Raw genomic sequence first — 16,461 nt, forward strand, 5'->3', positions numbered from 1 at the left:
TCACATCAAATCTTATAACATATGCTGCTTGCCAAGTCTACACCTATCTCGGATGAAATTACATTGCATTTCGTATTAAGAAGATAATAAATGGTGGTATTTATATCCATTTCAGTCAAACCCTCAAAGTTGCCCATTCCCTTGCTGATAATCATGTCTACATCATTTATCAGCTCATGCAGCTCATCAGAGACATAATCCTTCACGACGCCCACGGAATTGGCGCCGGTGCTTATGATGGTGGCATATTCATCCAATCCTAAATCATATGCATCGCTCACGATTGCATCATTTAATATTGGGGCTTCCTTTAAAGCCAGTATGATTTCCAGGTCATAATCCTCTTTAATCTTCTTTATCAATAGTTTATCAAATACGATTTCTCCTCCGTTATCTGATAAATAAAGTATTCTGTTGGCTTTTTTCAGGTCCTTGTCCAGTTTGTCGACATCATTGATTACAAGTTCATCTGTAATCTTTTGTTTGATTAACTTTTCCATGTCGGTGTCCTGCTTCAATGCACCAAAATCGATGATGTTTCCGCAGACTGCAATTTTAACATAGCTTTCAAGTGAGGGATTTTCATCAATAACTTTTTTTACAGTTGGAATTAACTTTTTGGCCAGATTATTTCCTTTTTCTCTGTACAGCTTGTATGGATCATCATTATCCGTTAGTTTCATAATCATATGATGCAAATCTGTACCTAACTTGTTGGAGTTGGTGTTCTTTTTAAAGTTTTTACCCATAAACTCCAATACTTCTAATGTTATATCCATACGTTTATCATAATCTTCAACAGAATTTTCTATAGCTTCTCTTGATTGTCTTAACATACATGATGCACATTCATATTTAACTTTCACATTTCTCAAATCCAATAACTTCTTAATTAATAATCTCTGCTTTAAACTTAATTAATTTAATGGATTTTTGCTCATTTTATCCATCTTTTTTCACTTTTTAAAAAAATCATACTAAAATATAAGTATTCATAAAATGATAAATATTAGTATAATTAATAAATTTTTTTACTTCAACTTCATTTTTTAATTTACATAATTGATGGGGAGACAAAAAGTGCAAGATACATTGCAAGATAAATGTGGAATAGTGGGTATATATTCTTTTGATGATTCAATGGATGTAGCTTCATGGATTTATTCAGGATTATATACTTTACAACATAGAGGGCAGGAATCTGCCGGAATAAGTGTTTTTAAAGATGGTAGAATTAATACTCATGTAGATATGGGTTTAGTATCAGAGGTATTTGATAATGATCTGTTGGATTTATTAAATGGAAATGTGGGAATAGGGCATGTACGTTATTCAACCACCGGTGAATCAGAATTGTCAAATGGACAGCCATTTGTAGAACGTGAAAATGACTTCATAATTGCAGAGGCACACAACGGTGATATTGTCAATTCAAAATTACTGCGGGATGAATTAATGGATGCCGGTTATGAATTCAAGTCCACCACGGATTCGGAGGTAATATGTCATTTAATACTGTCCGAATATAACAAATGCGGAGATGTGGTTGAGGCCATCAAGTCATCCTGTTCCAAATTGATAGGTTCTTACTCATTGGTACTGATGATTAATGGCGTAATCTATGCTATTCGTGATCCATTGGGAATGAAACCGCTATCACTGGGTGGAGATGAAGAATTTATAGTGGTAGCTTCAGAAACCGTGGCATTTGATTCATTGGATATAGATTATATACGTTCCATAGATGCCGGAGAGATACTCGAAATCAACAAGGGAGTACAAAAAAGTTATTATCTGCCTAGAGGTGAACATACGGCAAATTGTATGTTTGAATACCTGTACTTTGCAAGACCTGACAGTATGATATTTGACAAAAGTGTATATCAGGTACGTTTAAACATTGGAAAGCAATTGGCAAAGGAATATCCGATAGATGCCGATGTGGTAATTGCCGTACCGGACTCTTCCATACCTGCAACCCTGTCCTATGCAAGACATAGTGGAATACCATATGCAGAGGGTTTAATCAAAAACAGGTATGTTGGTAGAACATTTATCATGCCAACCCAGAAAGATAGGGATATCGCAGTAAAATTAAAGATGAATACAGTGGATGAGGTAATAAAAGGTAAAAAAGTAATTGTAATAGATGATAGTGTCGTAAGGGGAACAACCTCACGTACCATTATCAAGATGATAAAAGATGCAGGTGCCAAAGAGGTACATCTACTGATAGGATGTCCGGAAATCATCTCTCCATGCTACTATGGAATAGCAATGGCTACTAAGGAAGAATTAATAGCCGTAGACAGAACCAATGAAGAAATCAAAGATGCAATAGGTGTGGATTCCATAGGGTACATCAGTATCGAAGGGCTTGTAGATTCAATAGGTACACCTCGTGAAGACTTATGTCTTGGATGTATAACAGAGGAATATCCTACAATTATCCCACCAGAATTATATAAAGAAGAATAAATGGATTATTCTTCAACGTTACCCCTTTTTTTAATAGTTATCTCATTTTTTAAATTTATAAAGGTAGAGTGTTATGGTAGAATTATTAGCTCCCGCAAAAGATAAAAGATGTGTTAGTGCAGCAATAAACAACAATGCAGACAGTGTATATGTTGGGATAACCGATTATAATATGCGTGCAAATGTGGCAAACATCAGTTTGGATGATATTGAAGATATCGTAAAGTATTGTCATGATTATGATAAAAAGGTCTATGTATGTACAAACACAATCGTATCTGATAATCAGCTTGTCAAATATAAAAAACAACTTGAAAAGCTTGAATCATTTGACGTTGATGCATTGATAATATCCGATATGGGAATGATCAATATAGCTAAGGATTCATCAATCCCGTTACATCTAAGTGTACAGGCAAACATAACAAATGTGGAAGCACTAAAATTATATAATGAACTGGGTGTTACACGTGCAGTATTGTCACGTGAATTATCTTTGGAGGACATTAAAAGAATAAAACGGAATTCTCCAATAGAAATCGAAACCTTCATTCATGGGGCAATGTGTGTGGCAATATCGGGCAGATGTTTCTTAAGCAGCTACTTCTATAATCGAAATGCTAACTGCGGAGAATGTTTGCAGCCATGTCGTCAGGAATGGAGGATTCAATCTCATGATGACAAGGAGTTGATTCTAACTGCTCCCGAGGATAATGATATTGAAAAGTCAAGACTCTTGAGTCCAAGGGATATGTGTATGATAGAGCATATTCCCCAGCTGATGGAAGCAGGCATTGACGCATTTAAAATAGAAGGACGAGCAAGAGCTCCGGATTATGTTGCAACGGTCACGAAGTGTTACAGTGACGCAATCAAACTATATCAATTGGATAAATGGGATGAATCATCCGAGAAATATCTTCCGCAATGGAAGAATGAACTTAAGGGCGTATTCAACAGGGGCTTTGACACTGGATTTTACTTCAGGGTACCAAAGCAATGCAGTTGTGATAATGAAGCCACATATAAGAAGGTTGATATTGGACAGATAACCAATTACTACAAAAAAATCAACGTGGCCGAACTGAAATTATGGGATGAACTGAAAGTGGGCGATACCATTATCATACAGGGAAACAAAACGGGCAGCGTTACAGAAGAAGTGGAATCTATGCAAGTTGACGGCAGGAATATTGAATCGATAAGCGAAGGGCTTGTTGGAATTAAATTTAATAACGTGGTACGTGAAAATGACCATGTATATAAAAAAGTACCAATTAAGGAGTTGAGTTTATGACAAAAAAGAAAATAGCAATTTATGGAAAAGGAGGAATAGGTAAATCTACAACGGTATCAAATATTGCCGCCAGTTATGATAATTCCACCTTTGTAATAGGATGCGATCCTAAATCCGATACCACCAGAACATTGGTGGGAAAAAGAATTCCAACAATCCTTGATACAATGAGAAACAATAAGAATCCCGTATTGGATGACGTGTTATATGAGGGATTTAACAATACGTTGTGTGTAGAAAGTGGAGGACCTGAGCCGGGTGTTGGATGTGCAGGTAGGGGCGTTATCGTCGCCATGAAATTGCTCAATCAGTTGGGTGCATTTGACAGCAATCCCGAATTGGTGATTTATGATGTTCTGGGAGATGTTGTATGTGGCGGTTTCAGCGTACCTCTGCGTGAAGAATATGCTGATGAGGTATACATTGTAACCAGTGGGGAGTACATGTCACTTTATGCTGCAAACAATATTGCAAAGGGTATACGTAAACTCAACGGCAAGCTGGGCGGAATTATCTGCAATTGCCGTAATGTAGAAAATGAGGTTGAGATTGTTAGTGAATTTGCAAAGTTGTTGTCAACGGAGGTAATTGGAATAATACCTAGAAGCCCATTGGTTCAAAGCAGTGAGTTTCAGGCAAAGACTGTTGTTGAGGTATACCCTGATTCAGATCAGTCCAATGAATACCGAAAACTGATTAAATCAATCATGGATAACGATAATCTTGTTGCTCCAACTCCTCTGGAATCAGAGGAATTTGAAAAATTTTTCTATTCCTATGTGGATAACTAGAATGACCCATCCATACTTTTTTTTCTTAAATCTTTCTTTTTATTGTTTTTAATTATATCCATGTGTATACATCATATCCAAGTTTTTCCATCACACCTATGGAAACATTTATGGCTTCATCATAACTATCAAAATAATACAAATGAGACATGCATTTACAATCAGAACAGCCAAAAGATTCAATATGTTTGTCCGTATTTTCATTTATTTTATGTGAAATATCACATTCTATTTTTTTATCACAATGGGTGTATATCACTTGATTTATTTCCACATTTTTATTAAGAGACAAGTAATCCATATGCCAATGTTTTTTCTTATCCTTGGAGATATGTCTTGAAATACGACTTTTCAAACTATTTAGTGCACTGCCCACATATACATAGTAACCAGTATCAAATTTTATAAATCCTTTTGCACCAATTTTTATTCTGCAATCCTTTTTAACATGGATGATCAAACAGTAACTGCCCTTATCAACTTTTTCATAATTCATGATAATTACTATCAAAAAAGTAAAATATAAAATTATTTAAAAATAATTACTATAGGCGATAGAAATGGATGACTCCGATAAAAAAAATTTAACATATGTACTCGTGGATAGAAATCCGGATGAAAACAGTTATGATGATTCTAAAGATACAACAACAAGACAAACTAACGACGTTAATCCGATAATTAATTCATATGATGTTATTGACCAAAATAACAGTCAAATAATAGGTAGAACTTGTAATATAAATGACAGTCAGAATAATCTATCAAAGAATAATGTGTCCACGGATGACTCTTCATGTAGCAGAAATCAGGCAGTTAATCTGAATTATTACATCAGTGTTTCATTGCTGTCTATTATAACATATATGATAGTTGCATATTCAAGCAATGTAGCATTTGCAGAATTAATCGATTTGGAAATACCCTTGATAATCTTTTTATCATTAGCAATGGTATTCCTAACAAGTAACTGGTCAAGAATATACACGTATCTGTTATTCATAATTGTAATTGCCGTTATGATAGCTTTATCATTTAACTATTCATTCCTATTGATGATGGTACTGTTCTCTGAACTAGTAATCTACTCTATAAATGGTATTATAAACAACAAGGATGATTACAATTCAGTATAAATTAATTAAGTGGGGGAGATAATAATGCAATACACTTTTGAGGCAACAGGACATGAAAACGTATTGTCAAAGCATAAGACAACATTTGAAATAACAACCGATAGCACACTTACCCTGAAAGGTGACTGCATAATCGGATTAAACAGCAATGTCACGTTAAATGATTTTCCACAAAAATTAAGGGATAAAATCATGTGTGATGACACAAAAATAGAGTTATCGCTGGAAACGCCCAATGCAAAAGATAAAATAATCGGTTACGGTTCATCACAGTTAACCCTTAATCATCCAAGTGATATGGTATGTAGAAAAAGTACATTTACCTGCAGCAGAACATTAATGATAAAGGCCGATAAGGCAGCAATAGACTTGGATGAAGACCTGATTAATGATCTAAGTAACTGTGAAACCCTAAAAGTAACAATAAAAGTTGATGATTAACGAATAAATAATCTTCAAAATTCTTATTTTTTAAATATTAAATAATTTTTCTATAAAAATGGTGTTGAATAATATAAGTGCGGGAGACGGGAATCGAACCCGCGAAGAGACTACCTCACTAGGCCCTCAACCTAGCGCCTTTGACCGCTCGACCACCCCCGCATATAAAAAATCAGTTATATTTTCGGATGGATTTAACCATTTAGACTTAAAGTCTATAATTATATATTTTAATTATCATATATAAATTTTACTATTTATTCCCGATTTTTTTGTTATTGATGTTAATATACAATCGACAAAAAAAGGAAGAAAAGAAATTATTCACAATCACGCATTCTAATTAAGGATTCTTCACAGGTCTCCATTTTAAAGTCAAGTTCCTTTTCAATTTTATTCACGTTCAATGATGAATCACGAGGTCTAGGAGCTTTCTGAATGAACTTATCACTAGTTATTGGATTAATAAGATTCTCATCCAAATCAAATACATCGGCAATTTGTCTTGTAAAGTCATATCTGCTAATCAGGTCATTGCCCGCCGTGTGATAAATACCATTCTTGTCCTGTCCTGCTATTTCAAGCATGGCCTCGGCCGCATTATCTGCCAGTGTCGGTGAGTTAATCTGATCAGTAACAATATTAATCTCATTCTCCTTTCTAAGCTCATCTATGACCCACGTGGTAAAGTTTAATCTTTCATGCCAGCCATACAATACGCTAACTCTGGCTATTGCCCAGTTATTGCTGTATTTCTGAAGTTGCACTTCGCCATCATACTTACTTTTTGCATAAATTCCCAACGGATTAACCTCATCGGTCTCCTTATAATTGCCCTTTGTTCCATCAAATACAAAATCGGTTGATACATAAATCATCTTGGCATCAACATCTTCGGATGCCTTGGCCAAGTATCCTGTAGCATCACCATTAACTTTATAGGCCGTATCTATCTCGTCTTCACATAAATCCACATTGGTCATTGCAGCACAGTGGATAATCACATCGGGCTTGACTTTTTGTATTGTTTTTTTAACTTCATCTTCATCTGTAATATCACACTTAACAGTATTGTCTGTAGGGTTGGAGTTATGTGATAAAACAAGTTCATGCTCGTCATCAGCTACAGTAGCAATTCTACTACCCAGTAGACCACTACCACCTGTAATAAAGAATTTCATATATAAATATTGTTTTTTAAAATATAAATCATTTGATGTGTAATATAAAAGTAGGTGTAAAAATGAATTGTATGAAAAAAGTCAAAATTACAATATTAAAAACTACCTTGGATGAACAGTTGGCTAAGGAATATGGGGTGGAAGGTTTATCCACATGTCCATTAATGAAAGAAGGCCAGGTATTTTATGCTGATTATGCAAAGCCTGAAGGATTTTGTGATGAGGCATGGAAAGCAATCTACCAATATGTATTTGCATTAGCCCATGGGGCAGAGGATTGTGTATTTTATTATCATGACTGGATAGAAAAACCGGGTGTAGCGATTGTTTCATGCAATGATGGTTTAAGGCCTGTAATTATGAAGCTGGAATCAACGGATATTGATTCAGCTGATTATGACTTTTTGAGTGGTGAAAAACAGGAATAACCAATAAATAATATTGGTAATGCAAAATTGCTTAAAATAAAATAATATGTAATTTTTTAAATAATTAAGGTGAAATCATGCGTAAGCGGTTTACTAAACAGACCACTTTAGAATTTACACAACCAACTTTATCAGAAGGGGACAATACGCATTGCTATACTGTATCTGAGATAACTGATTACATTAATCAGAAACTAAAACGTGATGATGCACTGGCAAAGATCATGGTTAAGGGTGAAATATCCAACTATAAATCATATCCTAATGGGCATAGTTATTTCACGCTTAAGGATAAGGATTCACAAATAAGTTCCGTTATGTTCTGGGGATATAAAAAGCATTTGAAGTTTGAACCTAAAGATGGGATGAAGGTAATCATTACAGGTAAAATAGAAGTGTATAAAAAATATGGAAATTATCAGTTGTATGCTCATAATATAACAGAAGAGGGAGTCGGTGATTTACATATTGCATTCCAGCAATTAAAGGAGAAACTATCAAAAGAGGGATTGTTTGATGAGTCCCATAAAAAGAAGATAGTCAAATATCCAAAACGTATAGGTGTGGTAACAGCATCTACCGGTGCAGCGGTAAAGGATATCATCACGACAATAAAAAGAAGGTATCCTTATTGTCAAATACTTGTATTTTCCACACTGGTACAGGGAGATGATGCGGCAGATAACATAGTTGAACGAATTTCTGATGCTCAGAATTATGGCTTGGACACGTTAATTGTTGGTCGTGGTGGTGGAAGCATAGAGGACTTATGGCCATTCAATGAAGAAAAGGTAGCACGGGCAATCTATGATTCAAATGTACCCATAATCAGTGCGGTGGGTCATCAAATTGATTACACAATTTCCGACTTCGTGGCGGATTTAAGAGCACCCACACCAACGGCAGCAGCTGAAATGGCTGTTCCGGATGCATATGTATTAAAATCCAAATTAAATGATTTGAATGAAAGAATAACCAACACAGTTAGAAATAAGATACTGGAAAATAGAAATAAATTGAATACAATATCTAAGAAAAATATACTAAAACATCCTCAAAGCATATATGATCATCCAAAGATGAATCTGGAGTTACTCATTGGCAGATTTGAAAACGCATCACAGCAAATTATTCATGACAACAGAAATAAGCTGTTGAAATTGGAAAATTCATATATCTTTAAGAATCCCAAGTCAATAACAAAGAACAAGAAGGATAGATATATCAAAAATATCTCTAAACTGGAGGTTTTAAATCCGCTATTAACACTAAAAAGAGGTTATGCTATTGCCGAGTGTAATGAGAAGGTAATATCTTCTTCGAAAGATGTTAAAGTGGGGGATAAATTGGACATAAAATTTGATGATGGAACTATTAATACAAAGGTGATATAAATGGAAGATTTAAGTTTTGAAGAAAGTCTGGAAAAATTAGAGGAAATCGTTGAAAAATTAGAAAATGGGGATGTACCATTGGATGATGCAATCGATGAATTTAATAATGCAATGCAATTGGTCAAAGTATGTGATGAAAAGTTAACTAAAGCAGAAGAATCCATTGCTAAGATAGTTGAAGAAAATGGCGAATTAATGGATTTTGTTGTTTCCGATGAAGAATAATCATATTTGGGTCAGTAGTACCATGCTACTGGCCATTCTTTTTTTAAAATGGATATCTGATGAATTTGTCATGTTAAAAATGATACTGTAAATTTTTCAAAAATTATTAATAATTTAAACTATAGATAAATAACTAATATTGAAGATTATTAAGAAATAATTAATGGTGAGTTAGTTGAAGATAATGATTACAGGTGGAGCAGGATTTATTGGATCAAATTTTGTTCATCACATCTCAGAAAAATATCCAGATTATGATATAACGGTCCTTGATAAATTAACATATGCAGGTGACTTAGAAAACATCAAATCATTAGATGTTGAATTTATAAAAGGAGATATTGCAGACCCAATTGCAGCAAGCAAAGCAATGAAGGATGCGGATTATGTGGTAAACTTTGCAGCAGAAACACATGTGGATAAGTCAATCAACGATCCCCAGTCTTTTGTAAAGTCTGACGTCTTAGGTACACAGAATCTATTGGAACTGGTAAGAGAATATGATGTTGAACGTTATATTCAAATATCAACAGATGAAGTATACGGCAGCATACTTGAAGGTTCATTTAAGGAAACTGATAACATAGATCCATCAAGTCCATACTCAGCAAGTAAGGCTGGAGGGGACTTGCTGGTAAATGCATACTATAAAACATATGGAATACCTGTTATTATTACAAGAAGCAGTAATAACTTTGGTCCAAGACAATTTCCGGAGAAACTAATACCACTGTTTATTTTAAAGGCATTGCATGATGAACCGCTACCGGTATATGGTGACGGACAGAATGTACGTGACTGGATTTATGTTGAGGATAACTGTGCAGGTGTAGATACCGTCCTTCATAAAGGTAAACTAGGTGAAGTATATAATATTGGCGGAGGTAATGAGAAAAATAATATGGAAATTACCAAACTGATACTGGAAAAACTAAATAAACCTGAAAGTCTAATTCAGCACGTTGAAGACAGGTTAGGTCATGACAGAAGATACTCCCTTGATGCCACCAAGACCAAAAAACTTGGATGGGAGCCTAAATGGAACTTTGAGGACGCTATGGAAAAAACTGTAAATTGGTATAAAGAAAACCAGGAACGTTTATATCCAAAGACTAAAACATTATAAATAACCTTCAACATCTTCTCTTTTATTTTTAAGTAATTGATAAATTTCAAACTCTTTTTCTACTCTTTATTAATTCTATGAGAAAATGCTTATTGTAAATATTCTATCTTTACAAGAGGGGTATTGAATAATTTTTGGCTATTTTTAATAAAGCATGATTAATAATCTAATCATCCATTAACATATGATATAAGTTAATATTTTCATTAATCAAATTCAAATAATATTTTTTTTTTAAAAAAAGTATTTATTCTTTTTTTTTTAAAAAGAATAAAGAAAAGGGGTAATTTTATTTTTATATTTATTTTATAAATATGTATGATATCATCGCTTTCTCTCACGAGGAGTTCTACCTTCAAATCCGGCAAAGAATAATAAACCAACTAAAACAACACCTACAAGATATGCTGCCGATATTTCGGAATCTTGTGGGGCTGACTTACTTAATTTTTTCTTAGTTACTTCAAATACGGATTTCATAGCTGAACCTGCACTGGCTGCACTAGCTTCACCATCATCACTTTTTGAACCGGCACTTGCCTCGGCATTGGCTGCTTGGGCATTGGATGCTGCTTCAGCTGAACTAACATCTCCAACTGAACTTCCACTGCCTTCTGCTGTACTGTTGGTTTTACTGTCTCCAGCACCACCGTTTGTACCGACACTTACACCATCACCGTAATTGTTTGATGAGGTACCGCTACCGCTTGTTCCACTTCCACTGTTTGCACCGGAGTCACCGCTATCGGAGTTACCGGTGTTTTCACCGTTTCCATTAGATTGGCTTCCACTGCCTTCATTACCGTTTCCATCAGTAGCTGTACCGTTGGTACCGTTGGTATTCTGTGTATCTGCATTACCTGGTCCAACAAGATTTGCTACACTGCCGGAACCTGCACTTTGACCATTTGCATTAGCATTAGGGTTACCGCTAACTCCGGTATCCACTGCACTTGCATCAATACCTATTTCGGTAACTGTGCTGGTTAGATCTATTTCTCCACTGTAGTCATCTTCTACTAATGTGTTGGTGTATGGTAGGTCATTAGGGTCAAGTAGTGATCCTTTATAGCTGGTTGATGCTGCCATCATGTCTGAAAATTGTTGTTTCATCTCATTAGGGACAGTTGATGTTTTAACTACCCATTTGTTGAATACAACGTTTTTACATGTGTGGTGACAACATGCAATACCATATTGCACTGCACTTTGAATGTACTTGTTTGATAATTGTTCACGCAAAGCTTGATTGGATTCCCAGAATCCGTTCATGTCGGTTGTCAGTAACCAACCGGCCATGGATTGGAAAGCATATGCTTTGTAGTCTTTGTTAACGTTTAATTTGTCACTAACCAGCATCTTACCGATTTGTGTAATTAATCCGGAACCTAATGCACCTGCATTATTTCCTGTTCTGTTAACTTCCACGGCATTTCCATGTCTGTCTTCTGCATATCCTTGGGTTGTGAACATTATTTCCATAGCATTCTGTAATTTAGCTGCCATGGCATTCCAACCACTAGCACCATTGATTTGTGAATCGATATATGTAGGGTTAAGCAATGTGTCACGTATTTCTTTTTGGATTTCTTCAACTAATGTACTTGAAATGATATTGTTTTTATCACGAATATCCAGTAATTGGGTGTTTACTTTTGCTCCTAAAGTATTAGCAGCGTTAAGCAGTCCACCAAACCAATCAGCATAATCATCTGAATCAGTAACTCTCCATGTACTGTCAAGGTTTTGGGTTAATAACGTTAAATGGCTTAAAAGATAAGTAAACTGGTCTGTATTGTTGGTTACTTCAATTTTACCATTATCATTTACATTCCAAGCATTGGATATCCTGGACATGTATACGCTTGACAATTCATTACTGATTCCATTTTCTGAATCCTGCCAGTTGGTTACACTCGGTGCCAAATCAGATACACCAGTACCTTCAAGAATTGCACCACGTAAACCGAATACTCTGTCTAATGCACCTTCTGTTTTATTGTATGCTTCAATGTATTCATTTATGTGTTTTATAACATAGTTTTCTATGTTTTTACCAGTTGATGATTCATTTAAGTCATACACTAATTTAACGGCGTCATTCAACATCTTAATCCACTGTGGATTTGAACTTACAATTGTCGTGAAAACATCAAGTCTTGGACGATTGATAACTGATCCGTCACTTAACTTTAATGTTAAGTTTTCGAGTGGTATAACTTTAAGACCATTGTATTTACCATTGTGGTCCCATGTTGGTTCCACACCCATGAAATAAAGGAATTCTGCTAGACTTACACCTTCAGTACGTAATACTTCAGTACCCCAAATAACTATAGCATTTAGTTGTGGCCATGAACCTGCATTGTTTTCATAATAATTTCTTATCATGATATCTACTGCATTTTTAGCCATTTCCCATGCATTTTTACTTGGCATCTTGGTTGTATCACTTGCATACAAGCTTCTTCCTGTCGGCAATACATCAGAATATGAAGGGTCTGCTGATAAACCCGGTTCAACATATCCACCGTCAAGTGCAGTGAATATTGATGCCCATTCCTTGTTATCTTTAATTCCTTCAATTATGTTATATACATCTGTTATGTCCTGATATAATGCACTCTCATTGTTTTGCATGTATGTTTCGGCAACGTCATCAATGCTGTTTCCATCAACCAGTAATGAAATGATGTTTGTCAGCATATTGTTCAAATCATCTTTATACGGTTCAAAGCTCCTATCCTTAATTAAGGTGTAGTAGTCCTGACCGATAAATCCAGGATATCTAAGTTCCATCAGATTCTGTAATATGTATGTTCTTGATGCAGCGATTGTTTTGACACCTTCAACCATTTCAGTATCATTCCATATATGTCCTAATACATGGTTTCCAAGGGTAATTTTATCAGTTTCCATTGATTCTATCTGTGCATGTAAGAATTCAACATATTCATCAAATGTTTCGTCCTCTTCCATAGGACGATATCCTAATTCACTACTGATGTTTAATATTTCACTTTCATAAACATCAGTACCTGTGGAATTCAATTTCCTGATTTCAGTATATCTTGACATTGAATCCTCTAGTTTTACATAATCACCATATAATGAACTGTCTACAGTTACAGGAGTCATATGGGTAATAACCTGTGCAAAGCTTCTTTCTTTTGCAGTCATACCTTCCCCTGGGTTGGATACAATATATGGGTATATGATTGGAACATTTGTTAATTGGAATGACCAGTCAGTTTCCTGCATACCTAATGTGTGTCCAGGTAACCATTCAAGGGTTCCGTGGGTACCCATGTGAACTATGGCATCTACATCCCATATTTCATTCAGGTACTTGTAGTATGCTAGGTATGGTGGCGGTGGAGATAACGTATCGCTGTGGTAATCTGCAACTTCATCCCATCCCCTTGCCGGCTGTACACTTATGAATATGTTACCTATATGCATACCCGGCACGATAAGTGAAGTGTTTTTATATACCATAGCTGATGTTTCAAATCCTTCTCCCCAATTTTCAATCATGGATTCCTGAAGATTTTCTGGTAGTTCATTGAACCATTTCTGGTACTGTTCTTGACTGATGATTTGATGATTTGCTTCCAATTCATCCCGATACTTTTCTACATATTGCTCGAGAAGTCCAATAGCATGTGTACCTTTGTTACTTAACTCTAAGATTAAGGTTGTTAATTCATCAGTTGATGGGATATCATCGACACTTTCATATCCAATGTCATATCCGTTCTCTTTCATCTGAATCAACATTTCACGAACGCTTTCAAATACATCTAAATATGAAGCTCCAACATCTGCTTTTCCTGGAGGGTAACTGTAAAGAATAATAGCAATCTTTTTATCTTTGTTTTCCATATCCTTTAGTTTGGCCCATCCGTTTGTGATGTTAACATGTTTTTCCAGTCCACTTTGGATAATTATTTCATTACCTTCTTCATCAAGGTATGATACTGGAATCGCACCGAAAACACCTTCAAATTGTGGAACTGTCACGCCCATTGTCCATTCAGCTTGTGGTCCATATTTGCTTTGATAACTTGTGATATCTATAGCATCTAACGCTCTAAGAATTGAGACATTAGTATTTTTGAATGTATTTATAGGTATTTCAGTACCCATATTGATGTAATCCATGGAAAATGAATATAATGAACTTACTGCACTTACACCATGTTTCAATGCCATGTCTCCAACAGTTAAATTCTGTAAGAATTCACTGATTGACGGAGTTGTGGATTTTTGGTATAAGTTTATTGCGGCACGTCCTTGTTTTTCATATTCCTTGATCATTGCATCTATTACCTCTCCGCCAGGATAATAACTTGTTATTACAACGAAACTCCCATTAATCTTGACATTTTTATCGTACCATGTTTCAAATTCGTTGAAAATGGTCTTAGGGTCGTTGTTTTTAGCGTTCCACGCAGTCAGGTTTTGGGTCATCCAGTTTAGACTTCCAGCACCGTCATCGTTATAACCTGGATTGGATAAAATCCATGAATTAATTTCCTGTTGGGTTGGAGTTAGTGTGAAACTTTTATGTCCTGGATAATATATCCCCCAATCAGTTCGCTCTAATATAGGACTCCCATTCTTCTTTGTAGGATCAACATCCGAATCGCCAAGCAAATATTCTATATATTTATAGAAATTTTTCATATTTGTCTGTACTGTTTCATTGTCAGTTATTCTTTCAGCTTGCCAATAAGATCCTATGTATGTATTTTCCAGTGAATATGGATCTCCACCTACAAATCCCCAACTTCGCAGGTTTCCCTGGAACAACTGTTCGGAGTATATACCGAAGGTATATGCTATCATGTTGTTCTGTGAAGCTGGTGATTCACCTATCAGGCGTACGTCGATACCAAATCCATTACCTTCCGAATACATATCCACCAATATGAAATTGGTATAGTCCAACATCCATTGGTCAGAGTTATCATATCCTTCGATAATGTTATAACTTTCAAGGAAGTATACTCTGTCACTAATGCTTTTCAGTGCTTCTACTTTCTCTTTCTGACCGTCCGTGGATGTAGCACCTGAATATGAGATTATTGCTATATCAGGGATGAACGTGTAATTAATATCTGTTTTGGATTTGTTTGTAATTGTTACAGATTCGTTACCTAAAGCATATGTACCGTAACTAAATGTTACTGTATAGTTGTTTTTAGTTAAATTATCTACTTTGTAGTTACCAGATTTGTCACTTTTTGTTTGAGCTACTTTAACTCCATATGAATCATAGATAACAACTTCAGCCCCTTCGGTAACATAACCATCCTCTTCGCCACCGGCATATTTACCGGTAGTGTTGTTATATACCTGGGTTACTGTACCTGAGATACTGTAAGTAGCATTTTTACTGTTACTGCTACCAGCATTTTTCAGTACTTTCTTCGTGTTGTTGGCTATTTTTTCATTTTCAAGTTTTCGAGCTCTTTCCTGTGCAACTATTGCTTGTTGTTTAGCATAGGAACTACTTTTCACTGTTTTCTGTGTTTTCTTGGTATTGGAGTACTTCTTTGTATAACTCTTTTGTGTAGTCTTTTTATTGCTTGTTTTAGTATAAGTTTTTTGACTACTTTTGTTATTTGTGACATTGGATTTTACCTTGTCACTTGAAGAAGTCTCGTCTTCATTGTCAATTTTCGCTGATTTCTTAATGTTATCCTTGCTTTTTTCAGATAACTTTACAGTTGTGACGTTGTTTGATACATCTACATCTGATGTATCTTTAGTTATTTCACTTGTATTTATATTGTCATTTATTTCTGTGAGATTACTGTCATTTAATTTTTGATCTTTGTGATCAACTGCGGCTACTGTTGTACAAAGTAAGAGAACAATGATTAACATACATAATGAAAAGGTCTTAGTTTTCATCATATATCACCATTGTAGTGTATTTAATTAAATTACATTTAT

13 protein-coding genes and 1 tRNA gene are annotated in these 16,461 nt (G+C 35.1%); 9 read left to right on the plus strand and 5 right to left on the minus strand.

Annotation, left to right across the window (positions count from 1 at the left end; all coding sequences use genetic code 11):
• Positions 1 to 5: 5 nt before the first annotated feature.
• Positions 6 to 866 carry a DUF89 domain-containing protein gene (locus tag AW729_RS10300; RefSeq protein ID WP_236951282.1) on the minus strand — a complete coding sequence of 287 codons (861 nt, stop codon included), beginning with the start codon at positions 864 to 866 and terminating at the stop codon, positions 6 to 8.
• 199 nt (positions 867 to 1,065) lie between these two features.
• Between AW729_RS10300 and purF the strand changes: the two genes are divergently transcribed.
• The 3 genes from purF (at position 1,066) to cfbC (ending at position 4,566) form a co-directional block, all read left to right on the plus strand.
• Positions 1,066 to 2,478 (plus strand): amidophosphoribosyltransferase, encoded by a 1,413-nt coding sequence (gene purF / locus AW729_RS10305; protein WP_204355180.1) that lies wholly within the window; start codon positions 1,066 to 1,068, stop codon positions 2,476 to 2,478.
• 73 nt (positions 2,479 to 2,551) lie between these two features.
• Positions 2,552 to 3,775: a peptidase U32 family protein gene (locus tag AW729_RS10310; protein WP_112125036.1), complete on the plus strand. Its 1,224-nt coding sequence runs from the start codon at positions 2,552 to 2,554 to the stop codon at positions 3,773 to 3,775.
• Positions 3,772 to 4,566: a Ni-sirohydrochlorin a,c-diamide reductive cyclase ATP-dependent reductase subunit gene (cfbC, locus tag AW729_RS10315; RefSeq protein ID WP_112125037.1), complete on the plus strand. Its 795-nt coding sequence runs from the start codon at positions 3,772 to 3,774 to the stop codon at positions 4,564 to 4,566. Before AW729_RS10310 ends, cfbC begins: the two co-directional genes overlap by 4 nt.
• A 52-nt stretch (positions 4,567 to 4,618) precedes the next feature.
• Here cfbC and AW729_RS10320 read toward each other — a convergent pair whose 3' ends face one another.
• Entirely contained in the window at positions 4,619 to 5,062 is a 444-nt protein-coding gene (locus tag AW729_RS10320; protein WP_112125038.1) for a DUF123 domain-containing protein, read from the minus strand.
• Between the two features lie 64 nt (positions 5,063 to 5,126).
• On the opposite strand from AW729_RS10320, the gene AW729_RS10325 reads away from it, so the two are divergent.
• Together AW729_RS10325 and AW729_RS10330 are read left to right on the plus strand one after the other, a co-directional pair.
• The gene (locus tag AW729_RS10325; protein WP_112125039.1) at positions 5,127 to 5,702 is read left to right on the plus strand and encodes a hypothetical protein; all 576 of its coding nucleotides are present in this window, start codon (positions 5,127 to 5,129) and stop codon (positions 5,700 to 5,702) included.
• A 24-nt stretch (positions 5,703 to 5,726) separates the two neighbouring features.
• On the plus strand, positions 5,727 to 6,143 hold the full coding sequence (locus AW729_RS10330) for a DUF371 domain-containing protein (RefSeq protein ID WP_112125040.1): 417 nt from the start codon (positions 5,727 to 5,729) through the stop codon (positions 6,141 to 6,143).
• Between the two features lie 78 nt (positions 6,144 to 6,221).
• On the opposite strand, the gene AW729_RS10335 is transcribed toward AW729_RS10330, so the two are convergent.
• A tRNA-Leu gene (locus tag AW729_RS10335) sits at positions 6,222 to 6,305 on the minus strand.
• Between the two features lie 158 nt (positions 6,306 to 6,463).
• Positions 6,464 to 7,324 (minus strand): dTDP-4-dehydrorhamnose reductase, encoded by an 861-nt coding sequence (gene rfbD / locus AW729_RS10340; RefSeq protein WP_112125041.1) that lies wholly within the window; start codon positions 7,322 to 7,324, stop codon positions 6,464 to 6,466.
• Positions 7,325 to 7,395: 71 nt separating this feature from the next.
• Here rfbD and AW729_RS10345 point away from each other — a divergent pair, with 71 nt between their 5' ends.
• From AW729_RS10345 to rfbB, 4 genes are all read left to right on the plus strand, one after another.
• Complete coding sequence (locus tag AW729_RS10345) at positions 7,396 to 7,752, plus strand: TIGR04076 family protein (RefSeq protein WP_112125290.1); 357 nt, start codon at positions 7,396 to 7,398, stop codon at positions 7,750 to 7,752.
• A 77-nt stretch (positions 7,753 to 7,829) separates the two neighbouring features.
• A complete protein-coding gene (xseA, locus tag AW729_RS10350) occupies positions 7,830 to 9,146 on the plus strand; it encodes an exodeoxyribonuclease VII large subunit (protein WP_112125042.1) in 1,317 nt (438 codons plus the stop codon).
• On the plus strand, positions 9,147 to 9,371 hold the full coding sequence (xseB, locus tag AW729_RS10355) for an exodeoxyribonuclease VII small subunit (RefSeq protein WP_112125043.1): 225 nt from the start codon (positions 9,147 to 9,149) through the stop codon (positions 9,369 to 9,371).
• Positions 9,372 to 9,555: 184 nt separating this feature from the next.
• Positions 9,556 to 10,497 carry a dTDP-glucose 4,6-dehydratase gene (gene rfbB, locus AW729_RS10360; protein ID WP_204355218.1) on the plus strand — a complete coding sequence of 314 codons (942 nt, stop codon included), beginning with the start codon at positions 9,556 to 9,558 and terminating at the stop codon, positions 10,495 to 10,497.
• Between the two features lie 324 nt (positions 10,498 to 10,821).
• Here rfbB and AW729_RS10365 read toward each other — a convergent pair whose 3' ends face one another.
• Entirely contained in the window at positions 10,822 to 16,419 is a 5,598-nt protein-coding gene (locus AW729_RS10365) for a cobaltochelatase subunit CobN (RefSeq protein ID WP_162685896.1), read from the minus strand.
• Positions 16,420 to 16,461: the final 42 nt, after the last annotated feature.

Origin of the sequence: Methanosphaera sp. BMS, from assembly GCF_003268005.1 — an archaeon.
Classification (GTDB): domain Archaea; phylum Methanobacteriota; class Methanobacteria; order Methanobacteriales; family Methanobacteriaceae; genus Methanosphaera.

Coding starts and splice junctions, on each gene's coding strand:
- rfbD (WP_112125041.1), bottom strand. CDS start 7,324: ATGAAATTCTTTATTACAGGTGGTAGTGGTCTACTGGGTAGTAGAATT.
- xseB (WP_112125043.1), top strand. CDS start 9,147: ATGGAAGATTTAAGTTTTGAAGAAAGTCTGGAAAAATTAGAGGAAATC.
- purF (WP_204355180.1), top strand. CDS start 1,066: ATGGGGAGACAAAAAGTGCAAGATACATTGCAAGATAAATGTGGAATA.
- AW729_RS10320 (WP_112125038.1), bottom strand. CDS start 5,062: ATGAATTATGAAAAAGTTGATAAGGGCAGTTACTGTTTGATCATCCAT.
- rfbB (WP_204355218.1), top strand. CDS start 9,556: ATGATTACAGGTGGAGCAGGATTTATTGGATCAAATTTTGTTCATCAC.
- AW729_RS10365 (WP_162685896.1), bottom strand. CDS start 16,419: ATGAAAACTAAGACCTTTTCATTATGTATGTTAATCATTGTTCTCTTA.
- AW729_RS10345 (WP_112125290.1), top strand. CDS start 7,396: ATGAAAAAAGTCAAAATTACAATATTAAAAACTACCTTGGATGAACAG.
- cfbC (WP_112125037.1), top strand. CDS start 3,772: ATGACAAAAAAGAAAATAGCAATTTATGGAAAAGGAGGAATAGGTAAA.
- AW729_RS10325 (WP_112125039.1), top strand. CDS start 5,127: ATGGATGACTCCGATAAAAAAAATTTAACATATGTACTCGTGGATAGA.
- xseA (WP_112125042.1), top strand. CDS start 7,830: ATGCGTAAGCGGTTTACTAAACAGACCACTTTAGAATTTACACAACCA.
- AW729_RS10330 (WP_112125040.1), top strand. CDS start 5,727: ATGCAATACACTTTTGAGGCAACAGGACATGAAAACGTATTGTCAAAG.
- AW729_RS10310 (WP_112125036.1), top strand. CDS start 2,552: ATGGTAGAATTATTAGCTCCCGCAAAAGATAAAAGATGTGTTAGTGCA.